This window comes from Vibrio sinaloensis (assembly GCF_023195835.1).
In the GTDB taxonomy this organism is placed as follows: domain Bacteria; phylum Pseudomonadota; class Gammaproteobacteria; order Enterobacterales; family Vibrionaceae; genus Vibrio; species Vibrio sinaloensis_C.
Window position 1 is genome coordinate 520,449 of the sequence record NZ_CP096199.1, and the last position, 25,864, is coordinate 546,312.

General features: G+C 48.4%; 14 protein-coding genes and 2 tRNA genes. 11 read left to right on the forward strand and 5 right to left on the reverse strand.

All coding sequences use genetic code 11. The features are described from left to right. The first annotated feature begins 112 nt into the window (after window positions 1–112). From secG to truB, 8 genes are all read left to right on the forward strand, one after another. Entirely contained in the window at window positions 113–445 is a 333-nt protein-coding gene (gene secG, locus MTO69_RS02465; RefSeq protein WP_248330818.1) for a preprotein translocase subunit SecG, read from the forward strand. A 28-nt stretch (window positions 446–473) separates the two neighbouring features. Beyond that, a tRNA-Leu gene (locus MTO69_RS02470) sits at window positions 474–557 on the forward strand. A gap of 55 nt (window positions 558–612) precedes the next feature. Beyond that, window positions 613–689: transfer RNA gene (locus MTO69_RS02475), tRNA-Met, on the forward strand. A gap of 208 nt (window positions 690–897) precedes the next feature. Beyond that, window positions 898–1,353: a ribosome maturation factor RimP gene (gene rimP / locus MTO69_RS02480; RefSeq protein WP_248330820.1), complete on the forward strand. Its 456-nt coding sequence runs from the start codon at window positions 898–900 to the stop codon at window positions 1,351–1,353. Window positions 1,354–1,377: 24 nt separating this feature from the next. Beyond that, entirely contained in the window at window positions 1,378–2,865 is a 1,488-nt protein-coding gene (gene nusA, locus MTO69_RS02485) for a transcription termination factor NusA (RefSeq protein ID WP_248330822.1), read from the forward strand. Between the two features lie 21 nt (window positions 2,866–2,886). Further along, window positions 2,887–5,580 (forward strand): translation initiation factor IF-2, encoded by a 2,694-nt coding sequence (gene infB, locus MTO69_RS02490; protein WP_248330824.1) that lies wholly within the window; start codon window positions 2,887–2,889, stop codon window positions 5,578–5,580. A gap of 113 nt (window positions 5,581–5,693) precedes the next feature. Then, a complete protein-coding gene (gene rbfA / locus MTO69_RS02495; RefSeq protein WP_248330826.1) occupies window positions 5,694–6,104 on the forward strand; it encodes a 30S ribosome-binding factor RbfA in 411 nt (136 codons plus the stop codon). Then, the gene (truB, locus tag MTO69_RS02500; protein ID WP_248330828.1) at window positions 6,104–7,051 is read left to right on the forward strand and encodes a tRNA pseudouridine(55) synthase TruB; all 948 of its coding nucleotides are present in this window, start codon (window positions 6,104–6,106) and stop codon (window positions 7,049–7,051) included. Before rbfA ends, truB begins: the two co-directional genes overlap by 1 nt. 220 nt (window positions 7,052–7,271) lie before the next feature. Here truB and MTO69_RS02505 read toward each other — a convergent pair whose 3' ends face one another. The 5 genes from MTO69_RS02505 to gltB (MTO69_RS02525) all read right to left on the reverse strand — a co-directional run bounded on the left by MTO69_RS02505 (window position 7,272) and on the right by gltB (MTO69_RS02525) (window position 20,135). Then, a complete protein-coding gene (locus MTO69_RS02505; RefSeq protein ID WP_248330830.1) occupies window positions 7,272–7,700 on the reverse strand; it encodes a DUF1499 domain-containing protein in 429 nt (142 codons plus the stop codon). A gap of 93 nt (window positions 7,701–7,793) precedes the next feature. Next, window positions 7,794–9,206, reverse strand: coding sequence for an FAD-dependent oxidoreductase (locus MTO69_RS02510; protein WP_248330832.1), 1,413 nt, complete (start codon window positions 9,204–9,206; stop codon window positions 7,794–7,796). A 21-nt stretch (window positions 9,207–9,227) separates the two neighbouring features. Further along, entirely contained in the window at window positions 9,228–13,691 is a 4,464-nt protein-coding gene (gene gltB / locus MTO69_RS02515; RefSeq protein WP_248330834.1) for a glutamate synthase large subunit, read from the reverse strand. Window positions 13,692–14,118: 427 nt separating this feature from the next. After that, complete coding sequence (locus MTO69_RS02520) at window positions 14,119–15,588, reverse strand: glutamate synthase subunit beta (RefSeq protein WP_248330836.1); 1,470 nt, start codon at window positions 15,586–15,588, stop codon at window positions 14,119–14,121. Further along, window positions 15,588–20,135, reverse strand: a complete 4,548-nt coding sequence (gene gltB / locus MTO69_RS02525) for a glutamate synthase large subunit (RefSeq protein ID WP_248330838.1) — start codon at window positions 20,133–20,135, stop codon at window positions 15,588–15,590. The genes MTO69_RS02520 and gltB (MTO69_RS02525) overlap by 1 nt, the downstream gene beginning before the upstream one ends. A gap of 529 nt (window positions 20,136–20,664) precedes the next feature. Here gltB (MTO69_RS02525) and MTO69_RS02530 point away from each other — a divergent pair. The 3 genes from MTO69_RS02530 (at window position 20,665) to arcB (ending at window position 25,858) form a co-directional block, all read left to right on the forward strand. Next, window positions 20,665–21,624 (forward strand): TIGR01212 family radical SAM protein, encoded by a 960-nt coding sequence (locus MTO69_RS02530; protein ID WP_248330840.1) that lies wholly within the window; start codon window positions 20,665–20,667, stop codon window positions 21,622–21,624. A 49-nt stretch (window positions 21,625–21,673) separates the two neighbouring features. Further along, a complete protein-coding gene (locus tag MTO69_RS02535; protein ID WP_248330842.1) occupies window positions 21,674–23,422 on the forward strand; it encodes a GGDEF domain-containing protein in 1,749 nt (582 codons plus the stop codon). Window positions 23,423–23,503: 81 nt separating this feature from the next. Next, window positions 23,504–25,858, forward strand: a complete 2,355-nt coding sequence (gene arcB / locus MTO69_RS02540; protein WP_248330844.1) for an aerobic respiration two-component sensor histidine kinase ArcB — start codon at window positions 23,504–23,506, stop codon at window positions 25,856–25,858. Window positions 25,859–25,864 lie beyond the last annotated feature (6 nt).

Here is a 25,864-nt window from a genome sequence, read left to right on the forward strand (position 1 = left end):
GGTTAGTATTGCTCGGCCTTCGGAGAGGAGGTCGCTAGCCTTGTTCTGAAAGCTTACTAAACTGAGTTCTCGAGCGGCGCTGGCTCAACAATTTGGAACATAGGTGGAAATCATGTTTACAGTTCTACTTGTGATTTACCTGTTGGCAGCGGTTGGTGTAATCGGCCTAGTGCTGATTCAACAAGGTAAAGGCGCAGATATGGGAGCCTCATTCGGTGCTGGCGCATCAAACACAGTGTTTGGCGCAAGCGGCTCAGGTAACTTCCTAACCCGAATGACTGCAATTTTTGCAACAGTATTTTTCATCATTAGCTTAGTGCTAGGCAACATGTCTACACACAAAACTGAATCTCAGTGGATTGACCCGACTCAAGGTCAAGTTATCCAGAAAGTTGATGATGCGAGTGAAATTCCAGCCCCTCAAGGCGACGAAATTCCTCAATAAGCTAGATTCTAGCTAAATAGATTTAGCTGCCGAGATGGTGAAATTGGTAGACACGCTAGCATGAGGTGCTAGTGCCTTTGGTGTGAGGGTTCGAGTCCCTCTCTCGGCACCATTATTTACAAACTTGTAAAACACCTTGGAGAGCGTATAATGCTCGACAAGTCGGACGCGGGGTGGAGCAGCTTGGTAGCTCGTCGGGCTCATAACCCGAAGGTCGTCGGTTCAAATCCGGCCCCCGCAACCAATCCCCTGAGGATTAGTACAAGTTTGCGCAGTAACGCTACTGCGAGTTAAGTGGCAACACTATCACTTAACACATCAGGGTCCAGCAACAAAAAACCCCGACTTATTCGGGGTTTTTTGTTATCTAAATTTCTTCAACAGAGATTTAGAGCTTTGCTTGGAATTTAAATTGGGCTCTGAGCCCTTTTTTTGTTTCTGGAGTGGTTTAAATGACTGGTTTAGAAAGACAACTTACTGAAATGCTTGAAGCTCCTGTAGCGGCATCAGGTTATGAGTTAGTTGGATTAGAATTTATTCGCGCAGGCGAGCATTCAACGTTACGTATTTTTATCGATCATGAAAACGGTATTAACGTCGAAGATTGTGCTGAAGTTAGCCGCCAAGTGAGCGCGGTTATGGACGTTGAAGATCCAATCACGGTGGCTTACAACCTTGAAATCTCTTCTCCAGGTCTAGAACGACCACTTTTCAAAGCTGCACATTACGAACAATTTATTGGTCACGAGGTAAGTCTCGTTTTGAAAATGGCCGTGGGCAACCGTCGCAAGTGGAAAGGTGTTATCCACTCTGTCGATGGTGAAACCATCTCCGTTACCGTTGATGGTAACCAAGAAGAGTTTGCCCTAAGCAATATTTCAAAAGCTAACCTGATCCCTAAATTTTAATTAAAGTCTTAGAGGCTATTTAAAATGAGTAAAGAAATTTTAGCGGTAGTAGAAGCGGTATCGAACGAGAAAGCGGTACCTCGTGAGCGAATCTTTGAAGCCCTTGAAATTGCTCTTGCAACTTCTACTAAAAAGAAACACGAAATGGAAATTGATGTTCGTGTTCAGATTGACCGTAAAACGGGTGAGTTCGAAACCTTCCGTCGTTGGTTGATTGTTGAAGAAGTAGAGCATCCAACAAAAGAAATTTCATTAGAGGCTGCTAAGTTTGAAAACGAAGAGTTCGAGCTTGGCGACTACGTTGAAGATGATATTGAGTCAGTGACGTTTGACCGTATTACGACTCAAACCGCTAAGCAAGTGATTGTACAAAAAGTACGTGAAGCTGAGCGCGCACAGATCGTTGAACAGTTTATCGATAACGAAGGTGAACTGGTTACTGGTGTGGTTAAGAAAGTTAACCGTGAAACCGTGGTACTTGACCTAGGTAACAACGCTGAAGCGGTTATCCTTCGTGATGACCAACTTCCACGTGAAAACTTCCGTCCAGGTGACCGTGTACGTGGTCTTCTGTACAAAGTGGCTCCAGAAGCACGTGGCTTCCAGCTATTCATCACTCGCTCTAAGCCTGAAATGCTAGCTGAACTGTTCCGTGTTGAAGTTCCTGAAATCGCGGAAGAGATCATTGAACTTAAAGGCGCGGCGCGCGATCCAGGTTCACGTGCGAAAATTGCAGTGAAAACCAACGACAAACGTATCGACCCTGTGGGTGCGTGTGTGGGTATGCGTGGTGCACGCGTACAAGCGGTTTCTGGTGAGCTTGGTGGCGAGCGTATTGATATCGTGCTTTGGGACGATAACCCAGCGCAATTCGTTATCAATGCAATGGCGCCAGCAGACGTGGCTTCTATCATTGTTGATGAAGACGCGAACTCGATGGACATCGCAGTAGAAGCTGACAACCTTGCCCAAGCGATTGGTCGCAACGGTCAAAACGTACGTCTTGCCTCTCAACTAACAGGTTGGGAACTCAATGTGATGACAGTTGAAGACCTACAGAAGAAACACGCTGAAGAGTCTCAAGCTGCGATTGAAAACTTCATGAAGCACTTAGATATTGAAGAAGACTTTGCTCAACTACTGGTTGAAGAAGGCTTCTCAACGCTAGAAGAAGTGGCTTACGTTCCTGTAAACGAGCTTCTTGAAGTTGATGGTCTGGATGAAGACCTAGTAGAAGAACTACGTAGTCGTGCGAAGAACGCACTGACCACTCTTGCGCTAGCACAAGAAGAATCTTTCGAAGGTTTAGAGCCTGCTGAAGACCTATTGGGCCTAGAAGGCTTAGAGCGCGAGATGGCATTTAAACTGGCAGCTAAAGGTGTTGCAACACTAGAAGATCTGGCTGACCAGGGTATTGATGATTTAGAAGGTATTGAAGGTCTAACCGAAGAACGCGCGGGTGAGCTAATTATGGCTGCTCGTAACATCTGTTGGTTCGGTGAAGACGCATAATTCAGCAAGGGAGGAAGCGGCATGACACAAATTACTGTTAAGGCACTGAGTGAAGAAATTGGCACGCCAGTGGACCGCTTAATTGAACAACTTGCTGACGCTGGCATGAAAAAAGCGAGTGGTGACCAAGTTTCTGACGAAGAGAAGCAGAAGCTATTGACGCACCTTAAAAAAGAGCACGGCGACACCTCAGGTGATGCTGAGCCAACTCGTTTGACTTTGCAGCGTAAAACTCGCAGCACACTGAGCGTTAACGCTGGTGGCGGCAAGAGTAAGGATGTTCAAGTAGAAGTGCGCAAAAAGCGCACTTATGTGAAGCGCAGCATTATCGAAGACGACGCAAAACGTGAGGCTGAGGAAGCAGCAAAGCGTGAAGCCGAAGAGCTTGCGAAGCGTGAAGCTGAAGAGCAAGCGAAACGCGAAGCTGCAGAGAAAGCACAACGCGAGGCCGAAGAGAAAGCGAAGCGAGAAGCGGATGCAAAACGTGAAGCTGAAGAGAAGGCCAAACGCGTACAAGCTGATAAGGCTAAGAAAGAGATGAATGCACAAAACGCAGATGTGAATACTCAAGCGAAGAAAGAAGCGGATGAGTTGAAACGTCGCCAGGAAGAAGAAGCACAACGCAAAGCTGAACAAGAAGCTGCTAAGCTTGTTGAAGAAGCGCGTAAGCTTGCTGAAGAGAACGAAGCTCGTTGGTCTGAAGAAGAGAAGAAGAAGAAAGAGTTAGAGAACTCTGACTACCACGTCACTACTTCGACTTATGCGCGTGAAGCTGAAGATGCTGAAGATCGTAAAGAAGAAGGCGCCCGTCGTCGTAAGAAGAAAAAACCTTCGAGCAACAACGAAGAGCAAAATAGCCGTGGTGGACGTAACCAACGTGGTGGCAAAGGTGGTCGTAAAGGTCGTTTAGCTAAGCCTGCGTCAATGCAGCAAGGTTTCGATAAAACCGCAACTGTGGCTAAAGCAGACGTAGTGATCGGTGAAACTATCGTCGTCTCTGAACTGGCAAGTAAGATGTCAGTGAAAGCGACCGAAGTTATCAAAGTGATGATGAAGATGGGCGCGATGGCGACCATCAACCAAGTGATCGACCAAGAAACCGCTCAGCTTGTTGCTGAAGAGATGGGCCACAAAGTTATCATCCGTAAAGAGAACGAGCTGGAAGAAGCGGTAATGCAAGACCGTGATAGCAACGCCGAAGCCGCACCTCGCGCTCCGGTTGTGACTATCATGGGTCACGTTGACCACGGTAAAACATCGACTCTTGACTACATTCGTCGTACACACGTAGCGTCGGGAGAAGCGGGTGGTATTACCCAGCACATCGGTGCTTACCACGTAGAAACTGACAACGGTATGATCACTTTCCTTGATACTCCAGGACACGCGGCGTTTACCGCAATGCGTGCTCGTGGTGCTCAAGCAACGGATATCGTTGTTCTTGTTGTTGCAGCAGACGATGGCGTAATGCCACAAACGATCGAGGCTATCCAACACGCTAAAGCGGCGGGTGTTCCTCTGATTGTAGCTGTGAACAAGATCGATAAAGAAGACGCAAACCCAGACAACGTGAAGAACGAGCTGGCTCAGTACGACGTTATTCCTGAAGAGTGGGGCGGTGAGAACATGTTCGTTCACATCTCTGCGAAACAGGGTACAAACATCGATGGTCTTCTAGAAGCAATCCTTCTTCAGTCTGAAGTTCTTGAACTAACAGCGGTTAAAGAAGGCATGGCATCTGGCGTTGTTGTTGAGTCTCGTCTCGATAAAGGTCGTGGTCCTGTGGCTACCGTACTGGTTCAGTCAGGTACTCTGCGCAAAGGTGATATCGTACTTTGTGGTCAAGAGTACGGCCGTGTTCGTGCAATGCGTGATGAGCTTGGTAAAGAAATCACGGAAGCGGGTCCTTCTATCCCTGTAGAAATCCTAGGTCTATCTGGCGTACCTTCTTCAGGTGACGAAGCAACAGTCGTACGTGATGAGCGTAAAGCGCGTGAAGTGGCAAACTACCGTGCTGGTAAGTTCCGTGAAGTGAAACTTGCACGTCAGCAGAAATCGAAGCTAGAGAACATGTTCTCTAACATGACGGCGGGTGAAGTCGCTGAGCTTAACGTGGTTCTTAAAGCGGACGTTCAAGGTTCTGTTGAAGCTATCTCTGACTCACTATTGAAACTGTCTACTGACGAAGTGAAAGTAAACATCGTTGGTTCAGGTGTGGGTGGTATTACCGAAACTGACGTAGTACTAGCAGAAGCTTCTAACGCTATCATCCTTGGCTTTAACGTTCGTGCTGATGCCTCTGCGCGTCGTGCGGTTGAAGCAGCAAGTGTTGACCTACGTTACTACTCAATCATTTACCAATTGATTGACGAAGTTAAACAAGCAATGGGCGGTATGCTTGCTCCAGAATTCAAGCAAGAGATCATTGGTCTTGCTGAAGTTCGTGACGTATTTAAGTCACCGAAACTGGGCGCCATCGCAGGTTGTATGGTTACTGAAGGTCTTATTAAGCGCAGCAACCCTATCCGTGTTCTACGTGATAACGTTGTTATTTACGAAGGTGAGCTAGAATCACTACGTCGCTTTAAAGATGACGTTCAGGAAGTTAAGAGTGGCTACGAATGTGGTATCGGCGTTAAGAACTACAACGATGTTCGCGTTGGTGACCAGATCGAAGTATTCGAAATCGTTGAAATTAAACGTACTCTTGACTAATTGACGAAAATTACTAGCGACATCTTGTCAAGATACGCTGTAATTGGTTGTTGAATACGCCATGGGGGGCTGGTTACGACCATCCCCCCATTCTTTCTAATAAGAGAAAAGATATGTCAAAAGAATTTAGCCGCACGCAGCGAGTGTCACAACAGCTGCAAAAAGAACTCGCTCTGATCCTTCAGCGCGAAGTTCGCGATTCTCGTCTGGGCATGGTGACCATTTCTGATGTAGAAGTGTCGCGTGACCTGGCATACGCCAAAGTATTTGTTACCTTCCTTTGTGTTGGTGAGCAAACCCCTGAATCTTGCCTGGAAGCACTACGTGAGCATGAAGTTCATATCCGTATGATGCTCGGCAAGCGCATTCGTCTGCGTCTAACTCCAGAAGTTCGTTTCTACTACGACAACACTCTAGTGGAAGGTATGCGCATGTCTAACCTTGTGTCTGAAGTGGTAAACGAAGACAAGCGTAAGCAGCAAGATGCTGGCCGTGATGAAGACCAGGTGGGAGAAGACAGCTAATGGCTCGTCGTCGTAAAGGTCGTCCAATTAATGGTGTGGTTCTGCTGGATAAGCCAACAGGTATCTCATCGAATGATGCGCTACAAAAAGTAAAACGTATCTACTTTGCCGAAAAAGCAGGTCATACAGGTGCACTGGATCCTCTCGCGACGGGTATGCTGCCGATCTGTCTTGGTGAAGCGACTAAGTTTTCTCAGTTTTTGCTCGATTCAGATAAGCGTTACCGAGTGATTGCTAAACTGGGTGAGCGCACTGATACCTCTGACTCAGATGGTGAGGTGGTTGAGACGCGTCCAGTGGACGTAAGCTTAGAGAAACTGGAAGCGTGTATTGATAAGTTCCGCGGAGAGTCTGACCAGGTTCCCTCGATGTTCTCAGCGTTGAAGTATCAAGGCAAACCGCTGTACGAGTATGCGCGCAAAGGCATCGAGGTCCCGCGTGAGTCACGCAAGATCACTGTATATGAAATCGTTCTTCACCGCTTTGAAGGGGATGAAGTTGAGATGGAAGTACACTGCTCCAAAGGGACTTATATTCGTACTATCGTCGATGATCTTGGTGAAATGCTTGGCTGTGGCGCTCACGTCACTATGTTGCGCCGTACAGGTGTCGCCAACTACCCATACGAGAAGATGGTGACCTTAGAGCAACTGAATGAGCTGCTTGAGCAAGCTCACCGTGATGAGGTCGCCCCTAAAGAGTTACTCGACCCTCTGCTGTTACCTATGGATACTGCGGTCGAAGACCTCCCAGAAGTCAACCTTAATGCTGAGCTGACTCACTTGGTGCAGCATGGTATGCCAGTGCAGGTATTTGACGCACCTGAAGGTACACCGCTGCGCATGACATCAGGTGAAGAGAAGCTTTTCATTGGTGTTGCTGAAGTCAACGACGATGGCAAGGTGGCCCCTAAGCGGCTGGTGGTATTCCGTGACGAAGCCGAATAGTTAATACCTATTACACCAATTATCTGTTCATTCTTGCTTGTTAAAACCGATTATAACTGCGTTAAAGATTTTGTAGGTAGAACCACTAGCTCGCTGCAATCTTTGCCTTGTTCTAAGCGGTTTTTCCTACGCAATTCTCTGAACATCTAATTAGTGCGCTTGGTATAGTAAAAAACCGAAGCATAAGTTTCGGTTTTTTATTTTTGCTCTGTGAGTACAGTTACTCTATCAAACCATTATCACTTAATAACACTCGTAGCTGATCGGCCCGTTTTCGGTTGACGCCAAAGTCTGAGTATCCGACCCGAGATTCAGATCGAACCAGCAATGTATCGCCTTCGATTCTTAACTCCAAATCATCGACAAAGCGCATGATCTTAGAAGTGCACTCGATTCTGAGATAATCGTCTTGTTTGACGGCCGTTTTTGCGCCTGGTAACTGCAAGGCGACTTGCTCAATAGACTCGATATTGGCTTGCGGTGTCAAAGAGAAAGGCGCAAGAGCAAACTTTTCACGTTGGTCTTGAGTCGATACGCAATTGGGCTTATCACCACACGGTGCGGCGGTTCTGTCTGTCATGGTCGTCACTCCTCGGCTACAAGCGGTCAAAGTGATGAGGGAAAAGGCGAGTAGTAGCGCTTTGTTCATGTGATGACTCCTTGAAAACAATGACTCAATTATATGGTTTAAAAAGAAAAAGGATCCAAATGACGGATCCTTTTTTCAATTTTGCTGAACTGGTCAGATTTCGAGGTAATCGAGGATACCTTCCGCCGCTTTACGCCCCTCATCGATAGCTGTCACCACCAGATCAGAGCCACGTACCGCATCGCCGCCAGCAAAGATTTTTTCATTACTGGTTTGGAACATAAACTCTTGTTGTAGCGGTGCCTTGATACGACCCCATTGGTCGAACTCAACACCAAAAGGTTCTAGCCAAGGCATAGAGTGAGGTTGGAAGCCAAACGCCATGATGACGGCATCGGCGGCGAGTACGTGCTCACTTCCCGGTACTGGCTCTGGACGGCGTCTGCCTGCTTCATCGGGTTCACCGAGTGCAGTTTTCACCACTTTAACCCCAGACACTTTGCCGCTTGCGTCCACTTCTAGCCCTAGAGGTTGCAGGTTAAACATAAATTTAACGCCTTCCTCTTTGGCATTTTTTACTTCACGGCGCGAGCCCGGCATGTTGGCTTCATCACGACGATACGCACAAATGACATTCGCAGCACCTTGACGAATCGAGGTTCGAACACAGTCCATGGCCGTATCACCACCACCTAGGACCACCACTTTCTTTCCCGCCATGTCGATAAACGGTTCGTCACTCGGTAGCCCCATTACCTTATAGGTGTTGGAGATAAGGAAAGGCAACGCGTCGTAAACTCCAGGCGCATCTTCGTTGTCGAGACCAGCTCGCATATTCTTATAGGTGCCCACCCCTAAGAATACGGCATCATACTCGTCGACAAGCTGCTGCATAGTGACATCTTTTCCAACTTCAACATTGAGCTTAAATTCGACGCCCATTTCAGTGAATACTCGACGACGATTTTCCATCACCCCTTTTTCGAGTTTGAACGATGGAATACCAAAGGTGAGTAGGCCACCAATCTCAGGATAGCGATCAAAGACGACCGGTTTAACGCCGTTGCGCACTAAAATATCTGCAGCAGCAAGCCCCGCCGGACCTGCGCCAATAATGGCCACTTTCTTATCGGTCCACTCCACTTTTGACATGTCTGGCTTCCAGCCCATCTCAAACGCTTTATCGGTAATGTATTTTTCTATATTACCTATGGTTACCGCACCAAAGTCATCATTGAGAGTACAAGAGCCTTCACACAAGCGATCTTGTGGACACACGCGGCCACATACCTCAGGCAGACTATTGGTTTGATGAGACAGCTCTGCCGCCTCAATAATGCGTCCCTCATTGGCTAATTTGAGCCATTGAGGAATATAGTTGTGAACCGGACATTTCCATTCACAATAAGGGTTACCACAGTCTAAACAGCGATCCGCTTGAGCGGTCGCTTGCTGCTTGGTAAAGGGCTCGTAGATTTCTACAAACTCAATTTTGCGTATCTTAATCGGCTTTTTGGCTGGGTCGACACGCTGAACATCAATAAATTGGTATACGTTCTGGCTCATGATTTATACATCCTCCATGACTTACTGGGCTTGAACGCGCAGTTCAGCCGCGCTACGACTTTGATGACCAAGTAAAGTGTTTAGGTCAGCCGCTTGTGGCTTCACTAAATAGAACTTTGGAATCCATTCATCAAAGTTGGCCAGAATATTTTCGGCGTGAGCGGAGCCTGTCTCTTCAAGATGCTCAGCGATTAAGCCACGTAAGTGCTCTTGATGGATATAGAGATCCGACAGCGCGACTGCCTCGACCGATTCATTATTGACGCGACCTTGGAAATCATCATTTTGGTCGAGCACATAGGCGAAACCGCCCGTCATCCCCGCGCCAAAGTTCACCCCAGTAGCGCCTAGAATGGCAACAATACCGCCAGTCATGTACTCACAGGCGTTGTCACCTGCACCTTCGATAACGGCAATGGTGCCAGAGTTACGCACGCCAAAACGTTCCCCTGCGGTGCCCGCAGCAAATAGTTTGCCGCCAGTGGCGCCGTACAGACAGGTGTTACCGATAATGGTTGCCTCATTGCACTTGAAGGCCGTGCCTTGATGCGGCTTGATCACTATCTTACCGCCCGCCATGCCTTTGCCGACGTAGTCGTTGGCATCGCCAGTGAGATGGAGTTCAACGCCGCCTGCGTTCCAGACACCAAATGACTGCCCCGCGGTACCATCAAGGTGAAGTTTGATCGGCGAAGCCGCCATCCCTTGGTTACCGTAGCGCTTGGCAATCTCACCCGATAGGCGTGCGCCCACAGAGCGGTCGGTATTGATGATCTTGTAAAACAAGTCAATTGACTGTTTAGCTTCAATGGCGTGCATGGCTTCATCGACAATCTTGCTGTTGAGCTCGGCTTTATCGAATGGCGCGTTTGGCTCACTCCAAAACAGTGGATGTCCCTGTGGCGAGACTGGAGCTTCGAGAATATTCGACAAGTCGAGCTTGCTCTGCTTGGCAGTTATGCCTTCGACCGTTTCCAGTAGGTCGGTACGTCCAATCAAGTCAGTTAACTTCTCGACACCCAGTTCAGCCAACAGGCTACGAACTTCATCAGCGAGACCAATGAAATAGTTCATGACCATCTCTGGTAAGCCTTTAAAGTACTCTCGGCGTAAGGTGTCATCCTGAGTGGCGACACCCGTTGCACAGTTGTTGAGATGACAGATACGCAAGAACTTACATCCCATCGCCACCATAGGTGCGGTACCGAAACCGAAGCTCTCTGCACCTAATATAGCGGCTTTGACTACGTCGAGACCGGTTTTTAGGCCGCCATCGACTTGTAGGCGGATTTTGTGGCGCAGACCGTTGGCCACTAGGGCTTGTTGGGTTTCTGCTAGCCCTAGCTCCCAAGGGCTGCCCGCATACTTGACCGAGGTGAGTGGGCTTGCCGCCGTACCACCGTCGTAGCCTGAGATAGTAATTAAGTCAGCGTAGGCTTTAGCCACGCCGGTGGCGATGGTGCCGACCCCGGGCTCTGATACCAACTTCACCGAAACTAGGGCTTTAGGATTGACCTGTTTTAAGTCGAAAATAAGCTGTGCCAAGTCTTCGATAGAGTAAATATCGTGGTGCGGAGGTGGCGAGATAAGTGTCACACCTTGCACTGAGTAACGGAGCTTGGCGATTTCAGCGGTGACCTTATGGCCCGGCAATTGGCCGCCTTCACCTGGCTTAGCACCCTGAGCCACCTTAATCTGCAACACGTCTGCGTTGGTTAAGTAGTGAGGTGTCACACCAAAACGCCCAGAGGCTATCTGTTTAATTCGTGAGTTGCGCTCGGTGCCAAAGCGTCTTGGATCTTCACCGCCTTCACCAGAATTCGAATAGCCACCTAAACGGTTCATCGCGGTTGCTAGCGCTTCGTGAGCTTCAGGGCTCAAGGCGCCAATCGACATGGCTGCCGAGTCAAACCGTTTGAAAAGCTCGGTGCTGGGTTCAATTTTCTCAAGTGGCAGCGGTGTCTCAGACTTCTTCAATTTCATCAGGTCGCGTAGCATAGCAACCGGACGTTGGTTCACTTGTTTGGCAAAGCTTTGATAATCCGAGCTTTCACCAGATTTCACGGCTTGCTGCAGTGTGCCGACCACATCAGGGTTATACGCATGGTATTCGCCGCCATGGACATACTTAAGCAGGCCACCATGCTCAATCGGTTTACGCTTAGCCCAAGCTTTGCGTGATAGGTTAAACAAGTCTTGTTGGAAGTCCTCGAAGCTTGCCCCTTGGATACGGGTGGTTACTCCACTAAAGCATAGGTCAACCAGCTCTTGGCTAAGACCCACCGCTTCAAACAGTTGTGAGCAGCGATAAGAAGCGACAGTCGAGATGCCCATCTTAGACATGATCTTGTACAGGCCTTTATTGATCCCGTATTGATAGTTTTGCATGACTTCTCGGTAGCTCTTATTGAGGCCACCATCGTCAATCATCTTGCTCAATGCTTCGTATGCGAGGTATGGGTAGACTGCAGTTGCGCCAAAGCCGAGCAGAACCGCGAATTGATGAGGGTCGCGCACCGAACCCGTTTCGGCGATGATGTTGGCATCACAGCGCAGGTTGGCTTCAACTAGGCGAGTTTGCACGGCTCCAACCGCCATCGCAGCAGGAATAGGCAGCGTTGACTTGCTCAGGTTGCGATCGGATAACACCACCAAAACGGTGCCGTCACGTACCAGACTCTCTGCGTGATCACATAGGTCTAGGATCGCTTGTTTGAGATCTTTTTCACTCGGGTCATAGTTGATATCGATCACGCTGCTGCGATAGTGATCATCGCTCAGCTCTAATAGCTGTTTCATGTCGGAGTACAGCAGCACTGGCGAGTCAAATGTCACTCGATGAGCGTGACCGTCAGTTTCGCAGAACACATTCATCTCTTGCCCGACACTGGTTGCTAGTGACATGACGTGCTTTTCACGTAATGGATCGATAGGTGGGTTGGTTACCTGAGCAAACTTCTGACGGAAGTAATCGGTAATCAATCTCTCTTTAGAAGAGAGCACTGCCATTGGGGTGTCATCACCCATCGAGCCGACGGCTTCTTGCCCCATCTCACCGAGTACGCGAAGAACTTGGTCGACCTCTTCGTTGCTCATGGCAAACTGCTTTTGGAAGGTCTTGAGCTGGTCATCATCAAAGCTTCGCTCTCCGACTTGATCCTCGGGCAGTTCGACGAATGGTGTCAGCTTGTAGACGTTATTGTCCATCCATTCTCGATAAGGATGACGTCCTTTGAGATCGTTATCGATCTCGCTCGATTGCCACAGTTTGCCGCGGCGAGTATCCACCACTAATAGCTCGCCCGGGCCAACACGACCTTTCTCGGCCACTTCATCAGGAGCGTAGTCCCAGATGCCGACTTCAGAAGCGAGAGTGATCAGTTTGTCTTTGGTGATCACATAGCGAGCAGGGCGCAAGCCGTTTCTGTCTAGGTTACATGCGGCATAACGTCCGTCGGATAGAACGATACCCGCTGGACCATCCCACGGTTCCATATGCTTGGAGTTGAAATCATAGAAGGCGCGTAAATCAGGATCCATGTCTGGGTGGTTTTGCCAAGCTGGCGGAACCAGCATCCGCATCGCACGGAAAATATCCATGCCACCGGAGAGAAACAGATCCAGCATATTATCTAAGCTAGAGGAGTCCGAGCCTGTTTCGTTGACAAAGGGAGCTGCGGTTTGCAGATCTGGTAGCAGCGGAGAGGCAAACTTATAAGCTCGCGCACGTGCCCATTGGCGATTACCCTGAATGGTATTGATTTCACCGTTATGCGCTAAGTAGCGGAACGGTTGTGCTAACGGCCAGCGCGGCTGAGTATTGGTTGAAAAACGCTGGTGGAACAAACAGATAGCTGATTCCATGCGCAGATCGGCTAGGTCAAGATAGAATCTTGGCAGGTCGGCTGGCATGCACAAGCCTTTGTAGACCATCACTTGAGTGGACAGGCTACAGATATAGAAATCATTATCATCAACAATCTGTTTTTCAATACGGCGGCGAGCAATATACAGGCGTCGTTCAATGTCGCGCTCGCGCCATCCTGCTGGTGCGGAAATAAAGACTTGCTGAATATTCGGTAACGAGTCTACTGCGATCGGGCCAAGTACGCTTGGGTTGATCGGAACCTCTCGCCACCCGGCAACAGTTAAAGTCTCTTTGGCCAGTTCTTGATTCACAACCTGCTGAGCTTGGGCTGCTTTATCGGCGTCTTGGCTAAAGAAAATCATTCCTACGGCATACTGTTTGCCGAGATTAAAGCCGTTTTCTTCGGCAATTAGGCGTAAGTAGGAATCGGGCTTTTGTAGTAATAGACCGCAACCATCACCGGTTTTTCCGTCGGCGGCGATACCACCACGGTGTGTCATGCGATCAAGTGCTGAAATAGCGGTGCGGACTAGTTTGTGGCTAGGCTCACCTTCCATGTGTGCAATCAAGCCAAATCCACAGTTGTCCTTCTCAAGACGAGGATCATATAGAGCCATTGCAATTCTCCCTTTGCTTCTCTGTCATCCCGACAGAACTACCAACATCAAAAGGGTTGGTATGTATGACTAACTATGCGTTTTAATTGTTATTTATCGAATAGATATGCATTAAATGTTATTAAAAAGCTTAACAAAAATGGACAAATTCATTTTCATCGACTTCACAACGTATAGCTTATTATAAAAAAGGTCAAGTTCTTGGTAGAAAATCGCGCTGATATGCGATTTACCACGGAATACGCTGCAATAATCTTTATAATTCAGAGGGTTAGTTTTTTAATTGTTACATTTTTGCAACAAGAATACTGTCGAGAAAATAAAAAAGACCAGCACATTGTGCTGGTCAAATGGAAAAGTTTGGAAGGAATGATTATTAATGTTTTACCACCTAGTATCTAGTAAATAACAGACTAGGTGGCTAAGGTTAAGCAGAGAGCATGAGTGAATCTGCTTTCGCCTCTAGATGAGAATTTCCCATCAGATATTGGTCTATCGCAATGGCACATTCACGGCCTTCGTTGATACAACGTACCACCAAAGATTGACCAGTGCGCATATCACCTGCGGCAAACACGCCTTTTTGGTTGGTCGCGAAGCCTTCAGTTGCTACGTTACCGCGCTCATCGAGTTTAATATCGAGCTGAGCGAGCACACCGGTTGGCTCTGGGTGCAAGAAGCCCATTGCTAGGAATGCCATATCACAAGGAATGACACGCTCGCTGCCTTCCACTTCTTTGAAAGTCGGGCGTTCACCCGGTTTCGCATCTTGCCAAACGATGTCAGCAAGGCGTAGACCCGTCACTTCACCTTTATCGTTGCCGACAAACTCCTTAGTCAAGATGTTCCAATGACGATCAACCCCTTCTTCGTGAGAAGTAGAGGTACGCAGAATCATTGGATATTGAGGCCAAGGCATGTTCGCTGGGCGCTTTTCTGGTGGCATCGGCATGATTTCTACTTGAGTCACGCTCGCTGCTTTGTGGCGGTTTGATGTGCCCACACAGTCAGAGCCCGTATCACCACCACCGATAACCACAACATGCTTACCTTTAGCATGAATCTCTTCCGTTTTTAGGTCCATGTTATTAGCACGGCGGTTGTTTTGCGCTAGGAACTCCATGGCAAAGTGAACGCCTTTTAGCTCACGGCCTGGTACTGGTAGATCACGAGGAACCGTTGAACCGCCTGTGAGTAGAACCACATCGAACTCTTGACGCAGCTGTTGTGCGTTTACATCGACACCAATATGTTGGTTGACTTTGAACTCAACACCCGCTTCAGCCATCAGATTGATCTTACGATCGATGATATCCATGCCTAGTTTGAAATCAGGGATACCGAAGCGCAGTAGACCACCGACCTTTTCATCACGTTCAAACACAGTTACAGAGTGACCGGCACTGTTAAGCTGCTCAGCGGCGGCAAGACCTGCCGGGCCAGAGCCGATGATCGCTACGGTTTTACCTGTGCGTGAACGAGGCGTTTTAGGTTTTGCGTACCCTTCACGGTACGCAGTTTCGACAATGGTTTTCTCGATGTTACAGATAGTGATTGGGTCTTGGTTGATACCAAGTACACAAGCACTTTCACAAGGAGCAGGACATACTCGGCCAGTAAACTCAGGGAAGTTGTTGGTTGAACTCAGAATGTTCCACGCTTCTTCCCAACTGTCACGGTATACCGCATCGTTGAACTCAGGGATGATGTTACCAATCGGACAACCGTTGTGACAGAAAGGCACCCCACAATCCATACAACGAGAAGCCTGAGTATTGATCTTGGCACCAAACTCTTCGTTCAGAACGAATTCTTTGTTGTTTTCAATACGAACCGATGGGTCGATCTTCTGCGGAAGCTCGCGACCATGTTCTAAAAATCCAGTAGGCTTACCCATTATACTGCCTCCACTTGTTCCGTTTGTGCTTGCTCTGCTTCTGCCTTACGCTTTTGAAGTACCGCTTTGTAGTCACGCGGCATAACCTTAACCATAGAGGCCAGGCTAGCTTCAAAGTTATCAAGGAAAGACTTAGCGACTTCACTTCCTGTGAACTCAACTTGCTTGGTTAGCATCTCTTTCAGAAGTTCACGATCTTCTGCTTCGATAGGATCTAGGTCGACCAGTTCTGGGTTGAGCTTGGTTGCAAAATCACCAGACTTATCCCAAACGTAAGCCACACCACCACTCATACCTGCCGCGAAGTTGCGACCTGTTGAACCTAGGATGACAGCGACACCGCCAGTCATGTACTCACAGCCGTGGTCACCGACACCTTCGACAACGACTTTCGCGCCCGAGTTACGTACACAGAAACGTTCACCCGCCATGCCGCGAATGTAAGACTCGCCCGAGGTGGCACCGTAGAAACAGACGTTACCGACGACGATGTTGTCTTCTGCGACTATGGTTGATTTCGCATCTGGGTAGAGTACCAGTGTACCGCCAGACAGACCTTTACCCCAGTAGTCGTTAGCGTCGCCTTCCACTTCGAACTTCACACCCTTAGCGAGGAATGCACCAAATGACTGACCGGCAGAGCCTGTAAACTTGACGTTCATTGGCTGCGGTAGGCCTTGGTCTTTGTACACTTTTGAGATTTCGTTCGACAGCATAGTGCCCGCTGAGCGGTCGGTGTTGATGATAGGGAACTGCGCGTTGACAGCTTCCCCTTTCTCAAGCGCAGGAATTGCAGCTTGAATCAACTTGCGGTCGAGAACGTCTTCTAGGTTGTGGTTTTGTTCTGTCTGGTTGTACACGCCATCGTCTTCACGAGCTTGTTCAATATGAAGAACAGGAGACAGATCTAGGTTCTTATATTTCCAGTGACTGATATCGTCACGAACTTTCAGTTTGTGAGACTGACCCACCATCTCATCGATAGTGCGGAAACCAAGCTCAGCCATCACTTCACGCAGGCCTTCCGCCATGTACTGGAAGAATGTCACGACGTCTTCTACGCGGCCATCAAAGCGTTCACGTAGCGTCTTGTTCTGAGTCGCGATACCAACAGGACAGGTGTTCTTATGACACTTACGCATCATGATACAGCCTTCAACAACCAGAGCTGCCGTTGCCACGCCCCATTCTTCAGCGCCAAGTAGCGTTGCGACTGCGAGGTCACGAGGCGTTTTCATCTGACCATCAGACTGAACCACAATACGGTTACGTAGGCCGTTCTTCAGCAGTGTTTGGTGGGTTTCTGCGAGACCGAGTTCCCAAGGTAGACCGGTATGACGAATAGAGGACATCGGTGATGCGCCTGTACCGCCATCAAAACCAGCAATTAACACAACGTCAGCTTTTGCTTTCGCAACACCAGAGGCGATGGTACCAACACCCGCTTCCGATACCAGCTTAACGTTGACACGGCCAGCGCGGTTAGCGTTCTTCAAGTCGTAGATCAACTGAGCCAAATCTTCGATTGAGTAGATATCGTGGTGCGGTGGTGGCGAGATTAGACCTACACCCGGCGTCGAGTGACGTGTTGCACCGATCCAGTCATCAACCTTATCACCTGGTAGCTGACCACCTTCACCTGGTTTCGCACCTTGAGCCATCTTGATCTGTAGCTCATCAGCGTTAGTTAGGTAGTAGGAAGTTACACCGAAGCGGCCTGAAGCCACCTGTTTGATGGCAGAGCGTTCCCAATCACCGTTTTCTTTGCGTTCGAAACGTGTTGGGTCTTCACCACCTTCACCTGAGTTCGATTTCGCGCCAATGCGGTTCATCGCAACGGCCAGTGTTGAGTGTGCTTCGTAAGAGATAGAACCGAATGACATCGCCCCCGTCGCAAAGCGCTTGAGGATGTTTTCGATTGGCTCCACTTCTTCTAGCGGGATTGAACCTGCTGGGTTCTTAACAAAGTCTAGCTGGCTGCGTAGCGTTGCCGCGTTATCACCTTGGTCATCCACCGCTTTCGCGTACTGTTTGAACTGAGCGTAGTCCTTGTTGCGCGTTGATTGTTGCAACAGTGAAATAGTTTCAGGGTTAAACAGGTGTTTCTCACCACGCTGTTTCCACTGATAGACACCACCCACATCCAGTACTTGAACTGGGATTTCACGCGTTGGGAAGCCAATGCGGTGACGCACCAGTACTTCTTTCGCGATATCATCGATAGTCAAACCCTGGATACGAGAAACGGTACCAGTGAAGTATTTGTCGACCACAGATTTACTGATCCCCAATGCTTCAAAGATCTGCGCACCGTGGTAAGACTGCAGGGTTGAGATACCCATTTTCGAGAAGATCTTCAGTAGACCACCATTGATGGCTTTGCGATAGTTCTCAAACAGATCACGAATGTTCGCTTCAGGATCAAGCTTCTTAGTGCGCTGCAGCTCAACCATAGTTTCAATTACTAGGTATGGGTTGACTGCGTTGGCACCGTAACCGATTAGGGTTGCAAAGTGGTGCGTTTCACGAGCATCACCCGTCTCTACCACGATGTCACACTTCGCACGTAGACCTTTACGGATGAGGTGGTGGTGAACAGCGCCGACTGCCAGCATTGCTGGGATAGCGGCGTGGTTAGAGTTCACCGCGCGGTCAGTGAGTAGGATGATTGAGTAACCATCGATAACCGCATCTTCTGCATACTGGCAGATACGCTTCAGCGCACGCTCGAGTTTGCCTTGGTCTTCGTTTGCTTGGAATACGATATCTAGCGTCTTCGCTTGCAGGTGCTCGTTATCGATAGCACGCAGTTTCTCAAGTTCAGAGTTAGAGAGTACTGGCGACTCAAGTTCGACTTTTTGACAATGCTCTGGTGACTCAGCCAGTAGGTTCTGATCCTTACCAAGGTAAGTATTCAGCGACATCACCATGCGCTCACGAATCGGGTCGATTGGCGGGTTAGTGACCTGAGCAAATAGCTGTTTAAAGTAGTTTGATAAATGTTGCGACTGGTGCGAAAGAATCGCCAGCGGCCAGTCAGCACCCATAGCAGACAGAGGCTCTTTGCCATCTTTTGCCATAGGGACAATGATTTCGTTCACTTCCTCCGAGCTGACACCAAAGGCTTGCTGCTTGTGGAGTAGCTTCTCTGGAGAAGGTTGGTTGAATTCGTTGCTTGCGTCCGGCAGTTTCTTCAGACTCAGCAGGTTCTCTTCAACCCATTTCTGGTATGGCTGAGCCGATGCAATCCCATCTTTCACTTCCTCATCAGAAATGATGCGACCTTGTTCTAGATCGGCAACGAAGATACGACCTGGTTGCAGGCGACCACGGAACTCCACATTCTCTGGTGCAATATCAACAACGCCAGACTCAGAAGCCATCACTAGGAAATCATCTTTAGTCACTGTGTAGCGAGAAGGGCGCAGACCGTTACGGTCTAGAGTTGCACCGACTTGAACACCGTCGGTGAAACAGACGGATGCTGGACCATCCCATGGTTCCATGACGTTAGCGTGGTACTGGTAGAACGCACGACGTGTTGGATCCATGTTTTTATTTTCTTGCCACGCTTCAGGAATCATCATCATTAGCGCATGTGGCAAACTGCGGCCAGAAAGAACTAATAGCTCTAGCGCCATATCGAAGTTAGATGAATCCGAGCTACCTTCCTGACATATAGGCAGTAGCATGTCGATCTCGGCTTGGGTAAACAAGTCAGATTCGATGATGGCTTCACGGGCTTTCATCCAGTTCAGGTTACCGCGAACGGTGTTGATTTCACCATTGTGGGCAATATAACGGAAAGGTTGAGCCAGACGCCATTTCGGGAATGTATTGGTAGAAAAGCGAGAGTGAACCAAGGCAAGCGCGGTCACCATGGTTGGGTTCTGCAGATCAAGGAAGTACTGAGGCACTTGCTCTGTCGTTAGCTGACCTTTGTAAACCAGTGTCTTGTATGACATTGAGTTGATGTAGAAATCGTCGCCAATGTTAGACACGCTTTCCAAACACACACGAACGGTGTAGTTACGCAGAACATACAGTTTGCGCTCCAGCTCTTCAGGGGTAATCCCTGGACCGCCAGAGATAAATACATGCTCAAACTGAGGCTCAGTGCTCAGTGGATCGGCACCGATCATTGAGTTATCGGTTGGGAGTACGCGATAGCCGATAACATCGAGTTCGAGTCGTTTGGCATTGCGTTCTAGAATGTCACGACACTGAGCGCGTTTGTGTTCGTCTTTAGGGAAAAGCACCACACCCACACCGTACTTCTCGAAAGACGGTAGCTTGATGCCAAGTTTAACCGCTTCTTCTAACAGAAATTCATGGGGTTTTTGTAGCAAGATACCCGCACCGTCACCTGAGCAAGGATCACATCCTTGACCACCACGGTGCTCCATTCTTGCAAGCATATCGAGGGCTTGCGTCACTACGTCGTGCGATTTGCGGTTTTTAAGGTGAGCAACAAAACCGATACCACAAGCGTCATGCTCCAACTCTGGAGTGTATAGACCTTGTGAACTTTGCTCTCTATCTACCATGGATACATCCTTCCAGTTCAAATAGGCGCAATTGTGCTAGTCGAAACTAGTTCTACGTCCTGTCCATTATTTTTATGATTCGAAGTCGGCCTGGGTTGGCGACTTTGATTCCTTTCCGTCTCTCGCTGAAATATATGGCGAGAAAAACAATCCTTGGTGGAAACCCTGTTTTTATGCTCACAATTTAGTGATTTATATAGGTGGGAGTAGGGTTTCACCGACATTTCGCCGAATAAATGTGTAATAAAAACCACAAAACTTAGCGAAATCTGTAAGTATCCTACAATTTACTGGGCCTGAAATGCAATCAAAACTGGTGCTTGTTGCCCATGTTTTTCGCGTTTTAAACGTTAATATGTTTAACTTTTGCGTAACAATTTAGTTATCCGCAAGGTTTTTTGCATGTTTATTGACTTTGCGTAACACTCAACCTGTTTGAAATCGCTACATTTTGCCCTCAATTTTTTTCAGTAGTGTAATTTAATTACACCGATCTTAATGAGATTTATTTCGCTTTAAATGGTGCACAATGCAGCTTCATCAATTGGTCAATACCATAGGACAAGATCTACAACGCCGTTATGGAGAGAAGGTACATAAACTGACGTTACATGGTGGATTCAGCTGCCCAAATAGGGACGGCACCATTGGCCGTGGTGGGTGCACTTTTTGTAATGTGGCCTCATTTGCCGACGAGCAGGCACAGATCCAAAGCATTGAACAGCAGTTAACTGACCGAGCGGGAGAGATCGCTCGAGCGAAAAAGTACCTCGCCTACTTTCAAGCCTACACCAGCACTTATGCCGAAGTGCAGGTGCTTAAGAACATGTACGAACAGGCGCTCAAAGTCGCAGACATTGTCGGATTGTGCGTCGGTACTCGCCCTGATTGCGTGCCTGATGAAGTGTTAGAGCTACTATCTGGTTATGTTGAGCAGGGATACGAAATTTGGTTGGAGTTAGGGCTGCAGACAGCCAATAATCAGACCCTTAAACGCATTAATCGTGGTCATGATTTTGAGTGCTACGCCGAGATTACCAAGCGCGCTAGAGCATTAGGCATTAAGGTGTGTACTCACTTAATTGTCGGTTTGCCGAAAGAGACGCGTGAAGACAATATTGCCACTTTGCAGCAGGTGCTGGCGGTCGGCACCGATGGCATCAAGCTACATGGTCTACATATTGTCGAAGGCAGTACCATGGCCAAAGCGTGGAAAGCAGGACGCCTTGAAGCCCCAGAGCTAGACGAGTATGTCTCCATTGCTAGTGAAATGATCCGTATGACGCCTCCGGAGGTGATTTATCACCGAGTCTCCTCTGCGGCAAGAAGGCCGACGCTACTCGCGCCGTTATGGTGTGAGAATCGCTGGTTAGCGATGACGGAGATTGGCCGAGCATTGCATCGAGAAGGGGCTCAGGGCTCGCTGATAAATCAACCATTTATATATACAAAACCAATAATAAAGGCTGATGATTGCGCAATAACCTGATATCTTTTGTACCATTATCAAATGGGTGGCAATGATTTAGAGTAATTGAATGGAGCAACTCCTAGTATGGTTGTGGGATACCTCGCAAGGACATGGCATTGACTTTGTCATTTTCGTCCTATTTGTTTGTGTGTCTCTGGGGCTCTATGTTCGAACTCAAGCGCATATCGCTCAACTGATATTATCTTCTCCTCATGCGGTGCTAGTGATTGACCATAAAAATGGCGAGCTGCTGCTTGCTAATGCCGCTGCCAGTCAGTTATTGGCAGTGAGAGTCGTGGGTAAGCAGTTTGTGTTACCCGATCTGGTCACTAAGCAGTTTCTGCTGTCGATCATTCCTCCGTTACAGCAGCAGCCTCGTGATTCTCACTTATTGTCATGGCCGCTCTCAGAAAATAAAAGTGTTAAGCTGGACGTCACTGGGCGACCAACTTGGTACCGACGTCGCACCGTTTGGACGCTGCACTTCTCTATTCACCACAGCACCACCCAAGAGCTCCAGGCGCAGGTTGAATCCTTGTCTGTGATTAAGAGTGCCTTTGATAATCTATCTGAGCTGATCTTTATTAAAAATCAAGCAGGGCAAGTGGTCTCAAGCAATCGAGCCTTCCAGCAGTTTTGGAAAGGACGCGAGCAAGAGGGCAGCGCAGACATACAGGGCGTGATAAAAGGGCGAGCGAGCAATCGACGCTGGACCATCACCCCAGATGGGCGTAGTTGTCTGCTCGAAAGCTATCAAAGTGTGTTGATTTCTCCCGAAGGGGAGACGATAGGTACCCTTGGCATCAGTCATGATGTGACGGACTGGCACAACATGCAAAAGAACTTACGTGATGAGATGGAGAAGCGCCGAGATACCGAGGTAGCCCTTGCCCAACGCGACACCATACTGCAGAACATCCTCGAGTCGAGTCCAGACTCAATCGGCATTTTCAACGAGAATATGGTCTATCAAGCGTGCAACCAACCTTTTGTCGAAGCGCTAGGAATCGAACATATCGATGACCTGATAGGTAAGCGCCTGCAAGATGTGATTGCCAATGAGGATTATCAACGTCTGTCTGATACCGATAACAAAGTTCTGTACGAAGGTAAGTCGCTGCGTTATATCGACCAAGTGATGGGCCAAGATGGTGAGTACGTTTGGTACGATGTGGTGAAATCGCCATTTCGTGACCCAGCCTCGGGAACCAACGGCGTGTTGATCATGGCGCGTGATGTCTCAGAGCGCTATTTGGTCGAGAAGAAACTTGAGCAAGCGAACCAAGAGTTAGAGCGTTTGAGTTTTATTGATGGTCTCACCCAAATTGCCAATCGCCGCCGATTCAATGAGCAGCTAGACACACTTTGGTATTTGCATATCCGCGAAAAACAGCCGATGACGGTAATGCTGTGCGATATTGACTACTTCAAACATTATAATGACTTCTATGGACATCAACGGGGCGATGAAGCGCTAATAAAGGTGGCTAATGTGTTCAAGCAAGTGCTGACTCGCTCAAGTGACTGCGTTGCGCGCTATGGCGGTGAAGAGTTTGCTTTCATTTTACCCAATACCACCACCCAAGGGGCATTGAGTGTGGCTGAACGTATTCATCAAGGCATCGCTGAACTGTCGATAGAGCATCAAGCGTCCGAGGTGGCGACACAAGTGACCATTAGCATTGGCTTAGTCTCCTTGACCCCTCAACCGCTCGACAGCAGCGAGACCATTGTTGCTCTGGCAGACAGCGCCCTGTATCAGGCCAAAGCAAACGGGCGTAACCAAACCTGTGTGCATCACACATCAGAAAATTAACCTCTGCTTCGCCCCGGTTTTTTTAGCTGTCCCTTGGGAAATTAGGTACTATTTTAGCTCTGTTTTCAGGCGGAGCTATAAATGAAGCCGATAAAAAACCTTGCCCAGTATTATGTTGATCTGCTTGTTAAATTAGGCATTTTACGTTTCTCGATCCTGCTTGCCTTAGCGCTGGTGGCACTTGCCGTTGTGGTTCAGGTGGGGATCACGCTCGTGCTTAGCGGGCATGTGGATGATATTGATATCGTCCGTTCGGTCTTCTTTGGTTTGTTGATTACCCCTTGGGCTGTCTATTTTTTATCTGTAGTCGTTGATCAGTTAGAAGAGTCGCGTCAACGTTTGTCCAAGCTAGTGTCGAAACTCAAAGATATGCGTTCGCGAGATCAAGAGCTTAACCATAAGCTGCAACAAAATATCGCAAAGCTCAATCAAGAGATCGAAGAACGGATCAAAGCAGAAGAGGCGCGTGAAGAGGCGATGAAAGATCTCGAAAACGAGGTGTTTCAACGTGAAAAAACTCAGGTTGAACTGGCCGAGCGTACCGCGCTACTGCGCTCTTTTATCGATGCCTCTCCCGACCTTATCTACTACCGTAATGCCGATGGCGTATTCTCTGGCTGTAACCGCGCTATGGAAGAGTTGACCGGCAAGAAAGAGAGCCAGTTAGTTGGCCTTACTCCTTGGGATGTCTACAGCAAAGAGGTGGCTCAACAGATCGTGGATACCGATCAGAGAGTATTTGCCGACAACCAAGCACTGACCTATGAGCAGTGGCTAGAGTACCCAGATGGTAGACGCAACTACTTTGAACTGCGCAAAGTGCCCTTTTATAGCAAAGATGGTCGCCATTTAGGGCTAGTCGGGTTCGGCCGTGACATCACCGAGCGCAAACGTCATGAAGAGTCGCTAGAGAAGGCGAGTCGAGACAAAACGACTTTTATTTCGACCATCAGTCATGAGCTGAGAACGCCGTTAAACGGCATTGTCGGGTTGAGCCGAATGTTACTCGATACTCCATTGACCGCCGAGCAGCGTAACCACATGCAAACCATTAACGTGAGTGCGATTACGCTCGGCAATATCTTTAACGATATTATCGACATGGATAAGTTTGACCGCCGTAAGCTTGAGCTCTATCCTGCCCCGCTGAACTTCGAAGAGTTTGTTGCTGAAATGGAGAGTATCTCGGCGCTGATGGCCTCCCAGAAAGGACTGCGCTTTGATTTAGAGCGTTTAAGTGAGCTTCCGCCAGCCATCGAAGTTGATGCGACGCGCCTGCGCCAAGTGCTTTGGAACTTAATCAGTAATGCGATGAAGTTTACCAAAGAGGGGGGCGTGGTGATGACGGTCAGCGCTGAAGTCGAGCAACACCATGCACATATTGTGATGGAAGTGGAAGACAGCGGTATAGGGATTCCAGAGTCGGAACTCGAAAAGATCTTTGCCATGTACTATCAGGTGAAATCGGACAAAGACAACTTACATGCGGTAGGGACGGGGATTGGATTGGCTGTCTCTAAGCAACTGATCAATATGATGGATGGCGATATTACCGTCTCAAGTGAAGAGGGTTTTGGCAGTACCTTTACCGTGACCATTCGTGTGCCTTTGGCTGATATGCCCGCGACTCAAGTGGCTAACATGCAGGCCAGCCAAGAGTTGAACATTTTCATGGTCGAAGATATTGAACTCAATATCACCGTCGCACGCTCTCTGCTTGAAAGCATGGGTCATGAGGTGTCGGTGGCGATGACCGGCAGTGAAGCGATGGAGATGTTCGATCCCGAGATATACGATTTGGTGTTCTTAGATATTCAGTTGCCAGATATGACCGGATTTGATGTCGCCGAATACTTCCGACGCACATACTCGAATTTGCCGCCTTTGGTCGCATTGACCGCCAATGTGCTCAAGAACAAACAGGAGTATTTGGCCAAAGGAATGGATGATGCGATTAGCAAGCCGCTCTCTGTCACTGCGGTTCAAGACGTGCTGGCTAAGTTCACTCAAGGCGAGTTAGAGCCGGCTGCACCGATAAGCGAGACCTGTGAGAGTGAGTCTAGTGATGGCGACGAGATATACACTCGACTGCTCGATTTAGACATGCTGGAGTCGTATGTTGGTATTGTTGGGCCACAACCTGTGATCGACAGCATCACTATGTTTGAAGAGATGATGCCAGAGTATTTGCAAGTGCTCGATTCTAATATGGTCGCCAAGCACCAAGAGGGCATAGTCTCAGAAGCGCATAAAATAAAAGGGGCTGCTGGGTCTATCGGTCTTAAGCACATTCAGAGTGTTGCACAAAAAGCGCAGTCGCCGGACCTACCTGCATGGTGGGAAAATATCGATGATTGGGTTGAAGAGATCAAAAATGAATATAACAATGATATTCAAATTCTTAAACAATGGCTCAAGCAAAGAGCCAACGGCTAAGGTGAA

Bases quoted from the DNA above. Each gene is read 5' to 3' on its own strand.
- infB (WP_248330824.1), top strand. From the start codon at position 2,887: ATGACACAAATTACTGTTAAGGCACTGAGTGAAGAAATTGGCACGCCA.
- MTO69_RS02510 (WP_248330832.1), bottom strand. From the start codon at position 9,206: ATGAGCCAGAACGTATACCAATTTATTGATGTTCAGCGTGTCGACCCA.
- MTO69_RS02505 (WP_248330830.1), bottom strand. From the start codon at position 7,700: ATGAACAAAGCGCTACTACTCGCCTTTTCCCTCATCACTTTGACCGCT.
- truB (WP_248330828.1), top strand. From the start codon at position 6,104: ATGGCTCGTCGTCGTAAAGGTCGTCCAATTAATGGTGTGGTTCTGCTG.
- MTO69_RS02530 (WP_248330840.1), top strand. From the start codon at position 20,665: ATGCAGCTTCATCAATTGGTCAATACCATAGGACAAGATCTACAACGC.
- gltB (WP_248330834.1), bottom strand. From the start codon at position 13,691: ATGGCTCTATATGATCCTCGTCTTGAGAAGGACAACTGTGGATTTGGC.
- MTO69_RS02535 (WP_248330842.1), top strand. From the start codon at position 21,674: ATGGAGCAACTCCTAGTATGGTTGTGGGATACCTCGCAAGGACATGGC.
- gltB (WP_248330838.1), bottom strand. From the start codon at position 20,135: ATGGTAGATAGAGAGCAAAGTTCACAAGGTCTATACACTCCAGAGTTG.
- arcB (WP_248330844.1), top strand. From the start codon at position 23,504: ATGAAGCCGATAAAAAACCTTGCCCAGTATTATGTTGATCTGCTTGTT.
- nusA (WP_248330822.1), top strand. From the start codon at position 1,378: ATGAGTAAAGAAATTTTAGCGGTAGTAGAAGCGGTATCGAACGAGAAA.
- rbfA (WP_248330826.1), top strand. From the start codon at position 5,694: ATGTCAAAAGAATTTAGCCGCACGCAGCGAGTGTCACAACAGCTGCAA.
- secG (WP_248330818.1), top strand. From the start codon at position 113: ATGTTTACAGTTCTACTTGTGATTTACCTGTTGGCAGCGGTTGGTGTA.
- rimP (WP_248330820.1), top strand. From the start codon at position 898: ATGACTGGTTTAGAAAGACAACTTACTGAAATGCTTGAAGCTCCTGTA.
- MTO69_RS02520 (WP_248330836.1), bottom strand. From the start codon at position 15,588: ATGGGTAAGCCTACTGGATTTTTAGAACATGGTCGCGAGCTTCCGCAG.